17 protein-coding genes and 1 tRNA gene are annotated in these 17,859 nt (G+C 62.6%); 11 read left to right on the plus strand and 7 right to left on the minus strand.

The features are described from left to right. Nucleotides 1-474: 474 nt before the first annotated feature. The 5 genes from CAP2UW1_RS25795 to CAP2UW1_RS20380 all read left to right on the plus strand — a co-directional run bounded on the left by CAP2UW1_RS25795 (nucleotide 475) and on the right by CAP2UW1_RS20380 (nucleotide 5,970). Complete coding sequence (locus CAP2UW1_RS25795; protein ID WP_199931522.1) at nucleotides 475-612, plus strand: hypothetical protein; 138 nt, start codon at nucleotides 475-477, stop codon at nucleotides 610-612. 237 nt (nucleotides 613-849) lie between these two features. Further along, on the plus strand, nucleotides 850-2,130 hold the full coding sequence (locus tag CAP2UW1_RS20360) for an aspartate kinase (RefSeq protein WP_015768501.1): 1,281 nt from the start codon (nucleotides 850-852) through the stop codon (nucleotides 2,128-2,130). Further along, nucleotides 2,130-2,223: transfer RNA gene (locus CAP2UW1_RS20365), tRNA-Ser, on the plus strand. Before CAP2UW1_RS20360 ends, CAP2UW1_RS20365 begins: the two co-directional genes overlap by 1 nt. Nucleotides 2,224-3,352: 1,129 nt before the next feature. Further along, a complete protein-coding gene (locus CAP2UW1_RS20375) occupies nucleotides 3,353-5,377 on the plus strand; it encodes an NADPH-dependent 2,4-dienoyl-CoA reductase (RefSeq protein ID WP_015768503.1) in 2,025 nt (674 codons plus the stop codon). 65 nt (nucleotides 5,378-5,442) lie between these two features. Further along, nucleotides 5,443-5,970 (plus strand): TetR/AcrR family transcriptional regulator, encoded by a 528-nt coding sequence (locus tag CAP2UW1_RS20380; protein WP_291913877.1) that lies wholly within the window; start codon nucleotides 5,443-5,445, stop codon nucleotides 5,968-5,970. 4 nt (nucleotides 5,971-5,974) lie between these two features. On the opposite strand, the gene CAP2UW1_RS20385 is transcribed toward CAP2UW1_RS20380, so the two are convergent. Both CAP2UW1_RS20385 and CAP2UW1_RS20390 read right to left on the minus strand, forming a co-directional pair. After that, nucleotides 5,975-6,823: a sulfurtransferase gene (locus CAP2UW1_RS20385; RefSeq protein WP_015768505.1), complete on the minus strand. Its 849-nt coding sequence runs from the start codon at nucleotides 6,821-6,823 to the stop codon at nucleotides 5,975-5,977. Continuing rightward, entirely contained in the window at nucleotides 6,820-7,185 is a 366-nt protein-coding gene (locus CAP2UW1_RS20390) for a SpoIIAA family protein (RefSeq protein WP_015768506.1), read from the minus strand. The genes CAP2UW1_RS20385 and CAP2UW1_RS20390 overlap by 4 nt, the downstream gene beginning before the upstream one ends. Nucleotides 7,186-7,387: 202 nt before the next feature. On the opposite strand from CAP2UW1_RS20390, the gene CAP2UW1_RS20395 reads away from it, so the two are divergent. The 4 genes from CAP2UW1_RS20395 (at nucleotide 7,388) to folE2 (ending at nucleotide 11,383) form a co-directional block, all read left to right on the plus strand. Then, nucleotides 7,388-7,675 carry an exodeoxyribonuclease VII small subunit gene (locus tag CAP2UW1_RS20395; RefSeq protein WP_015768507.1) on the plus strand — a complete coding sequence of 96 codons (288 nt, stop codon included), beginning with the start codon at nucleotides 7,388-7,390 and terminating at the stop codon, nucleotides 7,673-7,675. Then, nucleotides 7,672-8,595: a polyprenyl synthetase family protein gene (locus tag CAP2UW1_RS20400; protein ID WP_015768508.1), complete on the plus strand. Its 924-nt coding sequence runs from the start codon at nucleotides 7,672-7,674 to the stop codon at nucleotides 8,593-8,595. Before CAP2UW1_RS20395 ends, CAP2UW1_RS20400 begins: the two co-directional genes overlap by 4 nt. Nucleotides 8,596-8,659: 64 nt before the next feature. Further along, nucleotides 8,660-10,549, plus strand: coding sequence for a 1-deoxy-D-xylulose-5-phosphate synthase (gene dxs / locus CAP2UW1_RS20405; RefSeq protein ID WP_015768509.1), 1,890 nt, complete (start codon nucleotides 8,660-8,662; stop codon nucleotides 10,547-10,549). Between the two features lie 15 nt (nucleotides 10,550-10,564). After that, complete coding sequence (folE2, locus tag CAP2UW1_RS20410; RefSeq protein ID WP_015768510.1) at nucleotides 10,565-11,383, plus strand: GTP cyclohydrolase FolE2; 819 nt, start codon at nucleotides 10,565-10,567, stop codon at nucleotides 11,381-11,383. 102 nt (nucleotides 11,384-11,485) lie between these two features. On the opposite strand, the gene rplS is transcribed toward folE2, so the two are convergent. From rplS to rpsP, 4 genes are all read right to left on the minus strand, one after another. Then, a complete protein-coding gene (gene rplS / locus CAP2UW1_RS20415) occupies nucleotides 11,486-11,851 on the minus strand; it encodes a 50S ribosomal protein L19 (protein WP_015768511.1) in 366 nt (121 codons plus the stop codon). A 23-nt stretch (nucleotides 11,852-11,874) separates the two neighbouring features. Further along, entirely contained in the window at nucleotides 11,875-12,642 is a 768-nt protein-coding gene (trmD, locus tag CAP2UW1_RS20420; RefSeq protein WP_041568787.1) for a tRNA (guanosine(37)-N1)-methyltransferase TrmD, read from the minus strand. Between the two features lie 35 nt (nucleotides 12,643-12,677). Further along, nucleotides 12,678-13,184 (minus strand): ribosome maturation factor RimM, encoded by a 507-nt coding sequence (rimM, locus tag CAP2UW1_RS20425; protein ID WP_041568788.1) that lies wholly within the window; start codon nucleotides 13,182-13,184, stop codon nucleotides 12,678-12,680. A gap of 69 nt (nucleotides 13,185-13,253) precedes the next feature. Continuing rightward, complete coding sequence (gene rpsP, locus CAP2UW1_RS20430) at nucleotides 13,254-13,508, minus strand: 30S ribosomal protein S16 (protein WP_015768514.1); 255 nt, start codon at nucleotides 13,506-13,508, stop codon at nucleotides 13,254-13,256. Between the two features lie 192 nt (nucleotides 13,509-13,700). Here rpsP and CAP2UW1_RS20435 point away from each other — a divergent pair, with 192 nt between their 5' ends. Then, nucleotides 13,701-14,960: a DDE-type integrase/transposase/recombinase gene (locus CAP2UW1_RS20435; RefSeq protein ID WP_015765610.1), complete on the plus strand. Its 1,260-nt coding sequence runs from the start codon at nucleotides 13,701-13,703 to the stop codon at nucleotides 14,958-14,960. Between the two features lie 522 nt (nucleotides 14,961-15,482). Further along, entirely contained in the window at nucleotides 15,483-17,009 is a 1,527-nt protein-coding gene (locus tag CAP2UW1_RS20440; protein ID WP_015768515.1) for a hypothetical protein, read from the plus strand. Here the strand turns inward: CAP2UW1_RS20440 and CAP2UW1_RS20445 are convergent. Next, complete coding sequence (locus CAP2UW1_RS20445; RefSeq protein WP_015768516.1) at nucleotides 17,006-17,848, minus strand: YihY family inner membrane protein; 843 nt, start codon at nucleotides 17,846-17,848, stop codon at nucleotides 17,006-17,008. The genes CAP2UW1_RS20440 and CAP2UW1_RS20445 overlap by 4 nt on opposite strands. Between the last annotated feature and the right edge of the window lie 11 nt (nucleotides 17,849-17,859).

The following is a 17,859-nucleotide window of genomic DNA, read 5'->3' on the forward strand; positions in this document are numbered from 1 at the left end:
TGCGCGGGCAGCACCTCGCCAGAGAAGGGGGAGACCAGTTTGAATCATGACCGGCGATTCCGACAGCTCTTGTGGATACCCCAGTGCTTGGGGCCAGCCTGCTCACGAGAATCTTTTCCGCTGCGATGGGTTTGCAGTTGGCATCGCCTTGCCAGGTCTGACCACACCAGTACATGGCCAGCGCCATCAGCGGAATGATGCAATCGAGGCCCCTGGGCGCCTCGCGGTTCGTGTCCTCCAGGCGAAACCGCGGCTCATGAAGCCAGCCCGCCGCGATGATCTACTCGAACAGGGCGGCGGAAGGGTGAATCGATCCGCCAATAGCATCACCCCAATCCTGCGGGCAACCGGCCTGCACCTGCGCCAGCAGCATCCGCTGCCCGGCGAGAGCCGAATTGGCCTCGGCGCCGTCGGCCCACAGAGCAGCGACAGAGGTCGGTCAGCGCGGCGCACGCTGATCAGTAGTGCCGCGCAGTGATCAGCCAAGCTGGCGCTGTCCATCGACAGCAGAATCGCCTGCCCAACCGCCACCGCTTGCTCAAGCGCCCGGCGAGCGAAGAAGTCAAGCGCACCAACACCACCGACCAGCCGGTTCGTCAGCAGACCACGTAGCCACTGCTCGCGTGTGTTCGCGCTTTGCGTTGCGTGCCAAGCGGCAGCGGCGCCGACCAGGCCAAAGCGTTCGGCATGCTCGCCTGAATCATCGCTGCCACCGCCAACGGCCGATTTTTCGGAATCGTCTTGCGCATCCCAGGGAGCCTCTTGCGCAATTGGACAAGGCTAGGTTTTGCTGCGCCAGGAGCAATGCTTTAGAATCTCGGTTTTTTGGTTTTCTTACTCGGATTGGCAATGGCCCTGATCGTTCAGAAGTTCGGCGGCACGTCGGTAGGTTCGACGGAGCGCATCAAGAACGTCGCGAAGCGCGTCGCCCGTTGGCGGGCACAAGGACACAGCATCATTCTCGTTCCCTCGGCCATGGCCGGGGAAACCAACCGATTGATCGCACTCGCCAAGGAAATTTCTCCCTCCCCGGATCCGCGCGAACTCGACGTGATCGCGGCAACCGGAGAACAGGTTACGATCGGCCTGCTGGCTATGGCCATGCATGCCGAAGGGCTCAAGGCCAAGAGTTTCACCGGGCCGCAGGTTGGCGTCCTGACCGACAGCACCTTCACCAAGGCGCGCATTCTCAAGATCGATCAGGACCGGATTCGCCAGGCCCTTGCCGAAGGCAACGTCGTCGTCGTCGCCGGCTTTCAGGGCGCCGATGAAGAAGGCAACATCACGACACTGGGCCGTGGCGGCTCGGACACCTCAGCAGTCGCTCTCGCCGCGGCGATGAAGGCGGACGAATGCCAGATCTATACCGACGTCGACGGCGTGTACACCACCGACCCGCGGGTAGTTCCCGAAGCGCGCAAACTTGACACCATCACCTTCGAAGAGATGCTGGAAATGGCCAGCCTCGGCTCGAAGGTATTGCAGATCCGCTCGGTCGAGTTCGCCGGCAAATACAAGGTCAAACTCCGGGTGCTATCAAGTTTCCAAGATGAAGGCGAGGGCACACTGATCACTGTTGAGGAAAGAGGCAACATGGAACAACCTGTAATCTCCGGGATCGCATTCAATCGCGACGAGGCCAAGCTCACCGTGCTCGGCGTTCCCGACCGCCCCGGCATCGCGTATCAGATCCTCGGGCCCATCGCCGATGCGAACATAGACGTCGACATGATCATCCAGAACATTGGTCAATACGACACCACCGACTTTTCCTTTACCGTCAATCGCAGCGACTACAACAAGGCGTTTGCCATCCTGCAGACCGTCAAGGAAAAGATTGGCGCCCGCGACATCACGGGTGACACCACCACCTGCAAGGTTTCCGCCGTCGGCGTCGGGATGCGTTCGCACCCCGGTGTGGCGAGCAAGATGTTCGGCGCCTTGGCCAAGGAAGGCATCAACCTGCAGATGATTTCGACATCCGAGATCAAGATTTCGGTGGTCATCGAGGAGAAGTACCTCGAACTCGCCGTGCGTGTCCTGCACAAGGCCTTCGGCCTGGAGAAACCTCAGAAGGCAACGTTGGGTTTGACCGGTCGGGGTGAAACCGATATCATTACACCGTCCTAGGAGACGTGGCCGAGAGGTCGAAGGCACTCCCCTGCTAAGGGAGCATGCGGGCATAAACCTGCATCAAGGGTTCGAATCCCTTCGTCTCCGCCAGGACAAACATTTAAGCCCATTTTTTAAATGGGCTTTTTTGTCTTCGCGCGGATGTCAGCCAGCGCTCCAACCGTCAACGCGCGGATCGGTGGACGAGCCCCGACGTCGGGTAATCTATCCTGGAAAGAGTGCCACTCACCCTCCTCGCCGAATTTCCGAAGCTCGCTGTCAATCGACGCCGAGCCTGAAGACCGGGACCCCGGGAGCTTGACGGCTGTATATCTCCCGGGTCCCCGTCCCTGTGAGGTAGCCCAAACACTGTCCGTCAGGTGGTTACGCCACTTTCACCGCTGCTACCCGGAGCTCCGGCCGAACCTTTGGGCCCCTGAGGACCAGCCGGACCCTTGGGGCCCTGAGGACCGGCCGAACCCTTGGCCCCTGTGGCGCCTGCCGGACCTGCCGGCCCGGTCGAGCCAATATCGCCCTTTCTTCCGGGCGCACCCGGATCACCCTTGGGCCCGGCCGGCCCAGGATCGCCCTGGGGCCCGGCAGGACCGGCTGGACCTTGCGGCCCGACCGGCCCCTCCCTGAGCGCGAACTGGGCGAGTTGCTCCTCCACCGCAGCCAGGCGATCCTGCAGTGCCTGGATCGGATCAACAACCGGGTCCAGCGCCTTCTTTTCGTCCGACTTGGCGGACGTCTTCTTGCCTTTCTTCTTCGACAAAGTGGGTCTCCTCGTGTAATGAGCATGTGCGGAGTGACGCGTCATCAACACGCCACTTCTTACCAATACATCGTATGACAAGCCGCGTCAATGCATATGCGAGATGCGTGCGGATAATGCCAAAAGCACGCTCCCGGCAGTTTGCCGTGGAGGAGAGATTCGCGACAGAAGTGACTCGACGCCGCCGCTGGCGCGCGTCCCCACCTTGAGTACGACGGGGCGCGAAGTCGAGATAGCGGCGAGCAGCGACACACATTGATCCTGTGGTCCCTGGTTTCCACCCCCTCGATCCGACTCCGATGCAGATGCTCAGATCCCGGCCACCGGTTTGACGAAGAGGTGGCAGTGGCTTGCGTGACTTGCCGTGATAACGGATAATCCAACAAGCGCTTGCTTGCTTAATTATTAATCGCCGTTTCTTCCGTCCCTCACCCCCGGCAAAAGCCTTCCCAGGAGACAGTCAGAATGCCCGCCAACCCTTATCCACACTTGCTCGCCCCGCTCGACATCGGCTTCACGAGGTTGAAGAATCGTGTCCTTATGGGGTCGATGCATACCGGCCTCGAAGAAGCCCCCCAGGGCTTTTCCCGTCTTGCTGCGTTCTATGCGGAACGCGCTCGAGGCGGGGTCGGTTTGATCGTTACCGGCGGCATCGCTCCCAATCAGGACGGCGTCGTGATGCCCGGCGCCGCCGTGCTGGAGAACGAAGCCCAGGCCGAGAAGCACCGGCAGGTCACCGATGCCGTCCACCAGGCTGGCGGCAAGATCGCCATGCAGATCCTCCATACCGGTCGTTACGCCTACCATCGCGGCGCGGTAGCACCGTCGCCGGTGCAGGCACCAATTTCGCCGATCCGACCGCGCGAGCTCAGCGAGGAGGACATCGAGCGGACCATCGGCGACTACGCGCGGTGCGCGAGCCTTGCCCAGTCCGCTGGCTACGACGGCGTCGAGGTGATGGGATCGGAGGGATATCTGATCAACCAGTTCGTCGCCCAGCAGACCAATTTTCGTGAGGACGGCTGGGGTGGCAGCTTCGAGAACCGAAGCCGCTTCGCCCTCGAGACGGTCCGTCGCGTGCGAGCGGTAACCGGGCCGGATTTCATCATCATCTTTCGCCTGTCGATGCTCGATCTCGTCGAAGGCGGCAGCACCTGGGACGAGATCGTAGCGCTCGCCAAGGCTGTCGAGGCAGCGGGAGCGACGCTGATCAACACCGGCATCGGTTGGCATGAGGCGCGCATTCCCACGATCGCGACGATGGTCCCGCGCGCCGCCTTCACCTGGGTGACGAAGCGCCTGATGGGTCACGTTCGGATTCCGCTGATCACCACCAATCGCATCAATGCGCCCGACGTGGCCGAGGAAGTGATCGCCACTGGCTGTGCCGACATGGTGTCAATGGCGCGACCCTTCCTCGCCGACGCGGCTTTTGTCAACAAGGCGGCAGCCGGACGAGCCGACGAGATCAATACCTGCATTGCCTGCAATCAGGCGTGCCTCGACGAGATTTTCGAAGGGAGGCTGACTTACTGCCTGGTCAATCCGCGTGCCTGCCGAGAAACCGAACTGGTGATCGAGAAAGCTGAGAAGCCGCGGAAGATCGCCGTCGTCGGCGCCGGACCGGCGGGGATGGCGTGCGCGCTGACCGCTGCCGAACGTGGACACCAGGTGACACTGTTTGACGCGGCGCCGGAAATCGGTGGCCAGTTCAACCTGGCGCGCCGCATCCCCGGCAAGGAAGAGTTCAGCGAAACGCTACGCTATTTCGCCCACGGCCTGCAGAACGCAGGCGTCTCGCTCGAACTCGGTAGAAACTGTGAGGCATCGGAACTGGCCGACGGCCGTTTTGACCATGTCGTTCTCGCCACTGGCATCGTGCCGCGCCGACCCGAGTTGCCCGGCATCGAGAGTGAGAAGGTGATCTCCTACGCGGATCTGATCGAAGGCTATCGGGTGGCCGGCGCGCGCGTGGCGATCATCGGCGCCGGCGGCATCGGTTTCGACGTTGCCGAGTTCCTGACTCACGTCGACGACGACCGCGACGAACTCGAACGCTTCCAGGGCGAGTGGGGCATCGATCCCGAGTTCGCCAATCGCGGTGGCCTCAAGACGCCAGTTGCCGAAGTCGCACAACGCCAGGTCTGGCTGTTGCAGCGCAAGGCGGCGAAGGTCGGCGACGGGCTGGCCAAGACGACTGGCTGGATTCGCCGGACGCTACTCAAGAAACGCGGCGTACAAATGCTCTCCGGTGTGACCTATGAGCGCATCGACGAGCGCGGCCTGCATGTCCTTGTCGATGGGCAACAACAGTGCCTGCCGGTGGATCACGTGATCATCTGCGCCGGGCAGGAGCCGCGCCGCGAGCTTGAGGACGGTCTGCGCGCGGCCGGCGTGCCGCTGTCGCTGATAGGTGGTGCCGACGTCGCCAACGAGCTCGATGCCAAGCGCGCCATCGACCAGGGCACGCGCGTGGCGGCGACCCTCTGAACGCCGGGCGCATTGGTGGCAAGCGGCAGCGTGCGCCGATCGAAGCCAACCGCCGCGACGAGATTCTGCGCGCGGCGGCACGCCTGTTCGTCGAGAAAGGTTTTGACGCGACGACAACGCGCGATATCGCCGAGGCTGTGGGCATGCGTTCCGGGAGCCCTTTCTACCATTTCCGCAGCAAGCAGGATCTGCTCAAGACGGCGATGATCGAAGGCCTGGAGGCCGGCTACCGCCGGCTCCTCGCCACCATCGCCGAAGTCTCCGACCCGGAACAGCGTCTGCGGACGATGATCCGCACGCATCTTGGCAACCTGCTCGAAAGCGATTGCCACGCGCCGATGCTGCTCTATGAGTCGCGATCGCTCGACGCGCGCGCGCGCGCCGAGATCGCAGCAGTCACCGACCGCTACCAGCAGGTCTGGCAGGCGACGCTCGACGAACTGGCTGCCGCGGGGCGGCTGCGCAGTTCCGCGCCACCCTTGCGGCTGTTCATCTTCGGCATGCTGAACTGGAGCAGCCAGTGGTACCGCCCCGACGGCGGGCTGTCGCTCGACGAGATCGCCGACGCGGCAGCGGAACTCTTGCTCGCCTGAGGACTCAGGCCTCCCGACGGATCATCGGTCGCGCCGGATCACTGCACCATTCGCTCCACGACCCGGCATAAAGGCGGCCGCCATGCAGACCGGCGATCTCCATCGCCAACAGATTGTGGCAGGCGCTGACGCCTGATCCGCAGGACATCACCACCTCGTCCGACGCTCGCCCGGCGAGCAATGCCAGGAACCGGCGGCGCAAGTCCGCTGCCGGCAAGAAGCACCCGTCCGCACCCAGATTGTCGCGGAAGAAATGGTTGCGGGCGCCCGGAATGTGCCCGCCCACCAGATCGAGCGTTTCATTCTCACCGCGAAAGCGATCCGGGCTGCGAGCATCGACCAGGCAAAGGCGGTTGTCATGCAAATTGCCGAGCACCGCCTCGCTGTCCACCACCCAATCGCGAGGAGCCACCGCAAGCACATTCGCCTCGGAGCGCGGCCATTCGGTCGTCACTGGCCTGTCCTCGGCCAGCCAGCGGTCGATGCCACCGTCGAGCACGGCGACCCGGTCATGCCCCAGCCAACGCAACAACCACCACAGACGACTGGCCAACATGCCTCCGGCGTCATCATAGGCGACTACCTGCGTTGCCGCACCGACGCCGGCAGCGCCGAGCTTGTCGGCCAGCCGCAGCGGATCGGGCAGGGGATGACGACCGTTACGGCCGTTCGTCGGCCCCGACAGGTCACGATCGAGGTGCAGGAAGAACGCTCCCGGCAAATGCCCAGCGGCATAGGCCTGAGCACCGGCGTCAGGGTCGGTCAGTTGGTGTCGGCAGTCGAAAACTCGCCACTCGGGGTCGTGCAGACGTTCGGCGACCACGGCGCCGTTGACCAGGGTCGTATAGCTCACGCCGACGCCTCGCCCGCCTCCGCCGCAAGCCAGGAACGTGCCTCGACTTCGTCGTCGAAGATCCGCATCTCGGCGCGCACGAATATCTGTGACAGCCAGGCGCTCCAGGCCACCCACTGGCTATGCGTGAGGACGGCAATCCGGCTGAAATCGCTGGCGTGCGCGCGCGCGAAGACTATATCCTCCCACGCGACATCGAGGGTGAAATCAGCCATCTCGCGCAAATCGAAGAAGAGGTCGACCGGCCCTTCGAACTGGATCGCGTAATTGACCGCGTTCTCGAACTCCTGATAGTCGGCCAAGGTGAACTCCGCGTAAACCGTAACATCCACCCGTCTTGGGCGTTCTTCAATGACAATCATGGCATGCTCCCTTTCTCGTTGGGCAAGTTTAGCACCAGTACCCCCGGGACGCGTTGCCGACGCCTGCTCCTGCCGCCCTGGCGAAGACCCGCCGCTCATGGCAAGAGCAGCGACCCGCCGAACCATACATCCCGGTATGTTTTTCATTTGACCACAAGCCCCCTAATCGGCTATTTTTGTTGGTTTGAGTCGAGCCTTTCCAATGCCACGAGCGAACTCCAGGAACACAGCAGATTCTGAAACGTCCGGTACGCTGGGATCTTCCATCGGCGACCTGAAGTTTGAGGCAGCACTTGCCGAGCTCGAACAGATCGTCCAGAGTATGGAAGAGGGTCGTCTGCCCCTCGAGGAGTCGCTGGCAGCGTATCAACGCGGTAGCGACTTGCTCAGACATTGCCAGCAGCAACTCAGCGACGCCGAACAGCGCATCCAGATCCTCGACGGGGGTGCGCTACGCGATTTCGATGCCAATGGTGGGCAGGCACGATGAGCGAGCCCACCGTCGTCCACGCGAATTCCCGGGAGCCTTCCTTCGCGGACTGGATGCGCGGCGTCCAGGCTCAACTCGAAGCGGCGCTGGCCCGCAATCTGCCGCCCGGCGAGGCGATTCCGGGCCGCCTGCATCAGGCAATGCGCTACGCCAGCCTCGATGGCGGCAAACGCGTCCGTCCACTGCTGGTCTTCGCCGCGGGCGATCTGACCGATGCTGCCCGCGAGCGGCTGGAGCTAGCCGCCAGCGCCGTCGAACTGATCCACAGCTACTCGCTCGTGCATGACGACCTGCCCTGCATGGATGACGACGTACTGCGCCGCGGGCGACCAACCTGCCATGTCGAGTACGACGAAGCCACAGCTTTGTTGGTTGGCGACAGCCTGCAATCTCTGGCTTTCGAGCTTTTGGCACGCGAAGACTTCGGTGACGGCGCCCGACAGTTGGAGATGGTACGCCTGCTGGCGCGAGCCAGTGGCTCCTGCGGCATGGCCGGCGGTCAGTCGATCGACCTGGAGTCGGTCGGCAAGACATTGAACCAGCCCGAACTCGAACTGATGCACGCCCTCAAGACCGGGGCCTTGATCCGGGCAGCGGTGATCCTTGGCGCCCTCTGTGGAACGCCGCTGTCCACGACCGAGCGGGAAGCGCTCGACCGTTTTGCCAAGCGAGCCGGCCTGCTGTTTCAGGTCGTGGACGACATTCTCGACTGCACGGCCAGTACGGCAACGCTGGGCAAGACCGCCGGCAAGGATGCCGCCACCGAAAAACCCACCTACGTCAGTCTGCTGGGGCTCGAACGTGCCCGCGAGCTTGCGGCGGATCTCAGAGCGCAGGCACTGCAGGCGCTGAACCTTTTTGGCGAACGCAGCCAACGCCTTGTCGAACTGACCGATTTCATCACCCGGCGCAAGTTCTGAATTCAGATCTCTGCTCCCCGCGCCAGACCACCACCGAGCAATTCTGCTGGACCCACGAGAACCCATGACCCGTTATCCTCTGCTCGATACCATCAGCGATCCGGCACAAGTGCGCGCGCTCGACCGCCGACAATTGCCGCAACTGGCCGACGAATTGCGTGCCTTCCTCGTCGACTCGGTCTCCCGCACCGGTGGGCACCTCTCGTCGAACCTCGGTACGGTCGAACTCACCGTCGCCCTGCATCATGTCTTCGACACGCCACACGACCGCCTGGTCTGGGACGTCGGCCACCAGACCTACGCCCACAAGGTGCTCACCGGCCGTCGTGCCGGCATGGCCAAACTGCGCATGCACGGTGGTGTTTCCGGGTTTCCGAAGCGCAGCGAGAGCCGCTATGACACCTTCGGCGTCGGCCATTCCTCGACCTCGATTTCTGCCGCTCTGGGGATGGCGCTGGCCGCCAAGATCAAGGGCGAGACGCGCAAAGTCGTGGCAATCATCGGCGATGGCGCGATGTCGGCCGGCCAGGCCTTTGAGGCGCTGAACAACGCCGGCGTCGCCGACGCCGACATGCTGGTCATCCTCAACGACAATGACATGTCGATCTCGCCGCCCGTGGGCGCGTTGAACCGCTATCTGGCGCGCCTTTTTTCCGGGAGCACCTTCAACGCTGCCCGCAAGGCCGGCGAAAAGATCCTCGACTTCTCGCCTTCCCTGCGCGAGTTCGCCAAGCGTGCCGAAGAGCACGTCAAGGGGATGCTGACGCCGGGAACGCTGTTCGAGGAACTGGGGCTGAACTACATCGGCCCGATTGACGGCCACGACCTGGAGTCGCTGGTGCCGACACTGCAGAACCTGAAGCATCTCAAGGGGCCGCAGTTCCTGCACGTGATCACCAAGAAAGGCCAGGGATACAAGCTGGCTGAGGTCGACCCGATTCTCTACCACGGGGTTTCGAAGTTCAAGCCCGAGGTCGGCATCGCCGGCGGGCCGACTGGTGCCAAGCCGACCTACACGCAGGTTTTCGGGGACTGGCTGTGCGACATGGCCGCCGCCGACCCGCGACTCGTCGGCATTACGCCGGCAATGCGTGAAGGCTCCGGCCTGCTGCGCTTCAGCGAACGCTACCCGCAGCGTTATTACGATGTCGGGATCGCCGAGCAGCACGCCGTCACCTTCGCCGCCGGCCTGGCGTGCGAAGGGCTGCGGCCGGTGCTGGCCATCTATTCGACTTTCCTGCAGCGTGGTTACGACCAACTGGTGCACGACGTCGCCCTGCAGAATCTGCCGGTGGTTTTCGCGCTCGACCGCGGCGGACTGGTTGGTGCCGATGGGCCAACGCACCACGGCGCATTCGACATTTCCTTTCTCACCTGCATCCCGAACCTGGTGGTCATGACGCCGACCGACGAGGACGAGTGCCGCAAGATGCTGACTACGGCCTATCGTCTCGACGGTCCGAGCGCCGTTCGCTACCCGCGCGGCACCGGTCCCGGGGTCGCCATCGAAAAGGCACTCGTCGGGCTGCCGGTCGGCAAGGGCGAAATCCGTCGCCGCGGACGCGACGTTGCGCTCCTTGCTTTTGGCAGCATGCTGACGCCGGCCCTCGCGGCTGGCGAAGATATCGACGCCAGCGTGGCCAACATGCGTTTCGTCAAGCCAATCGACCGTGAGCTGATCCTTGCCCTGGCGGCGGAACATTCGCTGCTGGTCAGCGTCGAAGAGAATGCCGTGATCGGTGGCGCTGGCTCCGAGGTCGAACGGGTTCTCGAGGAGATCGCCAGCCCAACGCGCTTGTTGCGGCTGGGCATCCCCGACCACTTCATCGAGCATGGCGATCAGGCGCTGCTGCTGGCGGAAGTTGGCCTCGACCGGGACGGCATTGTCGCTGCGGTGCGCGCCCGTCAGAACAGCATAGCGGCGGAGCAGCAGAGCGATCCGCCCACAGAATAACCACCAGGAGCAGCAATGAACGCACCCGAAACCCCACGCAGCCCAGCCGTCATGGCCGACGTCCAGGGCTCGGCCGATACCCGACGACTGGCCATCAACAAGGTCGGGATCAAGGCAATTCGCCACCCGGTGAAGGTGCTCGACAAATCCGGCGGGGTACAGCACACGATTGCCATGTTCAACATGTACGTAAGCCTGCCGCACAACTTCAAGGGAACGCACATGTCGCGCTTCGTGGAGATTCTCAATAGCCACGAACGCGAAATCTCGGTCGAAAACTTCCCCGCCATGTTGCGTGAAATGGTGGATCGACTGGAAGCCGAGACCGGCCACATCGAAATGAGCTTCCCGTACTTCATCAACAAGGCGGCGCCGGTCTCCGGCGTGCAAAGCCTGATGGACTACGACGTGACGCTGATCGGCGAGATCGCGCACGGACGAATCGAATCGACGATCAAGGTCGCCATTCCGGTCACCAGTCTCTGCCCATGCTCAAAGGAGATTTCCGAGCGCGGGGCGCATAATCAGCGCTCGCAGGTCACGGTCACCGTGCTCATCAACGACCATCTGTGGATCGAGGAACTGGTCCAGTTCGTCGAGGGCGAGGCTTCGTGCGAGCTCTACGGACTGCTCAAGCGTCCCGACGAGAAATACGTCACCGAAAGGGCCTATGACAACCCGAAGTTCGTCGAGGACATGGTGCGCGACGTGGCGGCTCGGCTCAACGCCGAGCGGCGAATCGACGCCTACGTCGTCGAATCGGAGAATTTCGAGTCGATCCACAACCACTCGGCGTACGCGCTGATCGAGAACGACAAGCGGCTCGCTGCCTGAGCGGCTGACCCCGCAAAAGCAAAGTGGCGAAGTCTCGCGACTCCGCCACATTCCGTGTTGCGTCGGCAGCGGCTGGTCCAGCATTGCCACCGCCAGAAACCGTCAGCGCTGTTTGCGCGTCAGCTTTTCCTTGATCCGCGCCGACTTGCCCGAACGCTCGCGCAGGTAGTAGAGCTTGGCACGGCGTACGTCACCACGACGCTTGACTTCAATCGCGGCCACCAGCGGCGAGTAGGTCTGGAAAGTGCGCTCGACCCCCTCTCCCGAGGAAACCTTGCGGACGATGAAACTCGAGTTCAGACCCCGATTGCGCTTGGCAATCACCACGCCCTCGTAAGCCTGCAGGCGCTCGCGTGCGCCTTCCTTCACCTTCACCTGGACGACGACAGTATCGCCCGGCCCGAATACCGGAATCACCTTGCCCAGGCGGGCAATTTCCTCTTGTTCAAGTTGCTCGATCAGATTCATTTTGTAAACTCCATGCATGCGAATCACGTTTTATTGTCCTGACCGCATTGCTCCTGAAACTGCACCAGGAGTTGCGTTTCCGATTTCGAAAGCAAACGCCTCGCCAACAACTCGGGGCGTCGCTGCCATGTCCGACCCAGCGCCTGTGCCAGACGCCAGCGTCGTACTTCCTCGTGGTGGCCGGAAAGCAGAACGTCCGGCACCCGTCGCCCGTTATGCTCCTCGGGCCGCGTATAGTGCGGACAGTCCAGCAATCCCTCCACAAAGGAATCCTGTTGCGCCGACTCGGCGTCGTTCAGTACTCCCGGCAATTGCCTGACGACGGCATCAATCAGCGCCATCGCCGGGATTTCGCCTCCCGAAAGGACGAAGTCACCGATCGAAATCTCCTCGTCGACGCACGCCTCGATCAATCGCTCGTCAATTCCTTCATAGCGGCCGCAGACCAGAACCAACGCCTGATCCACACTTGCCAACTGCATCACTCGCTGATGGGTCAGCAAGGCACCCTGTGGAGACAAACACACGACGCGACTGCGAAACACTCCGGCGGCTTGCTGACGCTCACGCGCCGCCTTGATCGCTGCCTCCAGCGGAGCCAACATCATCACCATCCCCGGCCCTCCCCCATACGGGCGATCATCAACCGTGCGATGCCGATCACAGGTGAAATCGCGCGGATTCCATAGATCGAGGGTCCAGCGCCCGGCTTCCAGAGCTCGTCGGGTAACTCCCGAAAGCGTCAGCGCGGTAAACATTTCAGGGAACAATGTCACGACATCAAGCACCAACGGCGCCGCCTCGGGCGGCACCCTTCCTGCCGAACTCACCAGTCCAATTCCCAGTCAACGCGAACAAATCGTCCGGGCAGGTCGACAGCGAGGACGACGGCGGCAACAAATGGCAACAGCCTTTCGCCCTGCTGCCCATCGCCGACCCGCATCACGGCGTTCGCCGGCGTGTCCAGCAGCCCGATGATCCGACCCAGCGACTCGCCGCGCGAATTGATGACGGCGAGTCCGACCAGATCCGCCCAATAGTATTCGCCGGCCGCCGTCGGCGGCAAAGCCGCGCGAGGAACGCCGACCAGCTTACCGCAACTGGCCTCGGCAGCCGTCCGATCGACCACACCCGCCAGCTCGGCAATCAACATGTCATTGTGCAGCCGGCACTTGAGCAGTCGCGTCTGTTGCCAAGCCTCGGGAGCATCGCCTTCGCTCGCAAGCCACCAGTGGGTAAGCCTCGACCAACCTGACGGATCGTCGGCAAAGGGACAGACCCGGAGCGCACCTTGTACTCCATAGGGAGCAACGATCTTGCCGAGAACAATGATGTCAGCAGGCGCGTCGTCTGCGGCGACCGCCGACGCGGCCGCGTCAACCAGGGAACTGGGCGACAAGGCTCAGGCTGCCGCCTTCGCAGCCGACTGCTTCAGCAAGCGGGCAACGGTCTGCGACGGCTGAGCGCCTTGCTCCCGCCAATAGCTGAGCCTATCGGTGGCAACATACAGACCCTGCTCCTTGTCGGAAGCGAGCGGGTTGTAAAAACCGATACGTTCGATAAAGCGGCCATCGCGACGAGCGCGCGCGTCAGCCACCACCATGTTGTAGAAGGGGCGCTTCTTCGCGCCACCACGGGCCAAGCGAATTACTACCATGAACAGTCTCTCCCGAATCGAGAAAAAAGGTGAGATTATAACAATAAAGTGAGTGTCGGGGCCGATGTTAGCCTTGTCCAACGTGGTATGAGCCTGAACGAGGATCGTGTTTCCACCCAGGAATGAGCCTGAGCGAAAGAAATTGCGGGTGAAGTGAGGTGTGGGTTGATCATCGCAAGGATGGTGATCAACATGAACGAAGCACGGCTGACCACGATCGAGCAGATCGAGCAGTTTCTCACCGCCAGCGGCTCGATAGAGTTCTCGGCGGCAGACGACAACGGCGAGCGGTATGGGCACATCAGTCGCGTCCTCGCACGTTTTGACTACCCCGGTCGCAACAAGCGCGAGCGCGGCGTGCTGCTGAGGTACCTGCAGCACACCAGCGGCTACAGTCGGGCTCAGGTGACCCGCCTGGTGACCCGTTGGCAGTGTAACCGCCTGGCGGCGGTCCCCTTGGTCAAGCGCTACCGTGCGCCTGCCGCGCCCTTTGCACGCAAGTACACCGCCGTCGACGTGGCGTTGCTCGTGGAGATGGACCAGGCCCATGAAGACGTCTGCGGGCCGGCCATCGCGCACCTTCTGCAACGGGCCTACCGGGACTATGACGATCCCCGTTACGAGCGCCTGGCCAAGCTGTCCGTCTCGCACCTGTACAACCTGCGCAAGAGCGCCGGCTATCAGGCCCGGCGCAGGAGCTTCACCAAGACCCGCCCGGTGTGCAACGCGATCGGCGTTCGCAAAGCCCCCGGCCCGGAGGGACGCGCCGGCTTTGTACGCATCGATACCGTTCATCAGGGCGATCAGGACGGCGTCAAGGGCGTCTATCACATCACCTGCGTCGATGCCGTCAGCCAGTGGCAGGTCGAGGCATGCGTAGAAGGCATCAGCGAGGCCTTTCTGTTGCCGGTGCTGGCTTTGATCATCGATCAGTTCCCGTTCGTCATTGTCGGTTTTCACTCCGACAACGGCTCCGAGTACATCAATCATCACGTTGCGAGCCTACTCGAGAAGCTGCGCATCGAGCAAACCAAGTCACGCTCCCGGCACAGTAACGACAACGCCCTGGCCGAGAGCAAGAATGCCAGCGTGGTCCGCAAGCACATGGGCTACGACCATATCCCGCAGGCGTACGCCAAGCCGATCAACGCGTTCTACCAGGATACCTTCAATCCCTGGCTCAATCTGCACCGCCCGTGCCTGTTCGCGACCTTGATCACCAATGACAAGGGCAAGACCGTCAAGCGCTACAAGCCTCAGGAGGTGAAGACGCCACTCGAGTGTTTGACCCAGCTGGCGCCACTGGGTCGGGTCACCTTCAAGCCGGGCATCACCTTGGAGGCCTTGCAGATTCAGGCCAGGTCACAAACCGATCTGGCGGCCGCCCAGGCCATGCAATCCGCCAAGCGCGAACTCTTTGCCGGCTTCGTCAAACCCAAGCGCCGAGCCTGACACGTACCGGCGACGACGCCAGCCGAAAGCCTGCCGCGCTGCGCTTGACAGACGGACGAATGGCTGCGCCATCTGCCCGCCGGAAGCCCTGCGGGCAGCAAAGCGTACAACCGGAATAAATATTCCCTTAACACCCAAGATCAAAACCAACCCGCCAGGATCATCTCAACGCCCCCGGCGGAATCCGTTAGACTGCCCTTTTCAACCCCTCAGCCCACATCACCGCGTCACCCACTCCGTCGCTCCTTCAGGCTCATACCTGAATTGGAAAATACTATGTTCGCATCGCTCTGCGCCGCCGGAGTTCGTGGAGGAACTCCACCAGCGGGCGGACTGCTACCACAGGAAGTTGGCCACCCCAACAAACGCGAAGGTATAATTCTGGAAACGGTAGCCAAAGGCCAAAATATTGATTTTATGATGCCCGCCCCGATCTGACGCCGCACGCTCAGTGCGCCGCCGGGTCAGGGCGCGGAGATGCCGACCGTCTGACGACGCAAGACCTCTTTGGCAGGTAGCCTGATGACCAACACCACTTTCAACGCCACCGGCACCGCTGACAACCTTGCCAAGCACTCGGGCATCCGAACCATACTGCAATGGCTGGCGGAACCACCTGCGCCGCACCCCGCCGATGAACTCCCGTCGCTGCGAGCCAATCTCAAGGCCTGGCGTGACGTCGGCGGAACACCGCAACAGAGAGCCCGCGCTCTCGATGGCTTGTACAGGCGTAGTTGCTCAGTCATTGACGACCTGCTGCCCTCGCTGACCGACCTGACCTTGCCCGTGCCGGCAAAGGCGCGACGAGTCGTCCGCAGCGTTCTGGATCTGCTGCAGATGCTCGCGGACGAGACCCTTGTGCTGCCGAATGGGGTCGGCGTCGATCGGGTTGATCCGATTGAGCGCATGACGACGCTCGATCTGGCAGTCTGGCGAAGCCTGAACGCGCTCGCTCGGCAGTTGCTGATCGGCCATATGATCGCCGCCCCCGCGCGCAGCGGCACCTGGCAACAGTTGCATCAGACCTTTGCGGTGGCGCGCGCACAGAAGCTGCACACCCTCGTTCCGGAAGGTGCCGCCAGCAGCCCTCAGCACCTCTACCATGCGGCTGTCCTGCTCGGCTGCGCCCAGCCCGCCTCACTGACGGCGCGGGAAGTCCTGTTCCTTGCTGCCTACTTCGACCGCTTTGCCGACGAGATTGAACCGATTGCCGCCGCCGCCGCGGTCCAGCCTGGCACTTTCTGGATCGACCCGCAGCGCGATCTACCCGCCATCTCCTGTTCGCGTCGGCTCGCCCCGCCGACCGTCGCTCTGGACGGCCTGTCCTGCGCCCGCCTCACTGCGCTGCTAAAGACACAGATTGCAAAACTTGATGACGGAACACCGGCACAAGCTATCGGTTTGCCTGATTTCGCGGGCACGCCGGCCGGACTCGGCGTCCTTCGCCGCCTGGCGGGCCGCTGGAGCGATTCTGGCAAGAGACGCTTCCAGCGCCGCCGGCAGAATCACCGCACGATCCTGAGTTCCGGCATCGACGGCCTCTGGCAACTCTGCCAGACAGGAGAGGCGGCCGATCTGGAATTGTCTACCTGGATGATTACCAACGAAAGCCCCGACGGTTACGCCGTAATGCACGTCTCCGGCAAGACCGGGGCATTGTCGGTCGGTGACATTGCCGCAGTTCGTACGGGCGGAGAGCAGAATTGGCAGATCTGTCTGGTCCGCTGGGCGGTATCGGAGAACCCCGAACATCTTGAGTTGGGGCTCCAGATCCTCGCGCCAAGAGCTGTTCCCGCTATCCTCGCGCAGCCGTCTGATGCCCTGGGAACCCAGCACCTGCGAGTCCTCATCCTGCCCGAAATACCGTTGCTGCGATCCAGCCAGTTACTGGTCGTCGCGTCGGGCGCCTTGCCGAAGCAGCGTCAGAAGCTGATTCTGGTGATCGAGAAAGGCAATCTCGTCGTCCGCGAAGTCAAGCGCACCAACGTTGACGAGCAGACCGGCAGCGTCGACATCCTGTCGATCGAACCTGACGAAAATCCCTTCTAGGCCGGCGAAATGCTTTCTCGTTCCGCCCTGAACTCAGGGAGTGTCGCCGCAACGAGAGCCCCCATGAGGACTACGGCCCAGGACAGATAGAGCCAGAGAAGGAACAGCGGCAGGGTGGCAAAAGCGCCGTACACGGCGGCGTACGAGGGAAAATTGGAGAGGTACAGCTCGAAGGCCTTCTGCATCAGGAGGAAGCCGAGCGCCGCCACGAGGCCCGCGCACGCCGCGTCGCGCGGCGCCACCCGAGTGTTGGGCAGCGCATGGTAGAGCCCACCAAGAAACAGACTGGCAACCATCAGTCCGAGCGCCTTGAACAGCAGGCGCCGCAGCCACGGCGGTTCGTCCAGCCAGCCAAGCGAGGTGGTGACCGCATAGGACGTGGCCAGCAACACACCGCCGATCACCAGCGGCCATAAGGCAATCAAGCCCGCAAAGAGCCGCAGTCGGTGCCACCATGGACGCGTTTCGGTGACCGACCAAACGTGGTTGAAGACCCGCTCGATGGTCAGCAACAACAGCAGAGCCGTCGCCACCAGCGCGATCGACCCGACCGCAGTGACATTCACTGCCTGATGGGAAAACTGCAGCACGTAGTCGATGATCATTCCGGCACTGCGCTCGGGCAGGAGGCTGCGGGCCAGAAACTGCGCCAATTGATCGAGCATGCTCGGAAAGAATGGGACGAGAGCGACTATGCTGAGAATTACGGCAACCAGTGGCACCAGCGAGAGAAGCGTAGTGAAGGCGAGACTGGCACTGATCTGGTCAAAATTCTCCTCGACGAAACGACGCGCAACGCGCAGGACGAAACGACGCCAGGGAAAACGTTCAGCGGCCATGAGGCCGTTAT

Source organism: Candidatus Accumulibacter phosphatis (assembly GCF_000024165.1).
Lineage (GTDB): Bacteria > Pseudomonadota > Gammaproteobacteria > Burkholderiales > Rhodocyclaceae > Accumulibacter > Accumulibacter phosphatis.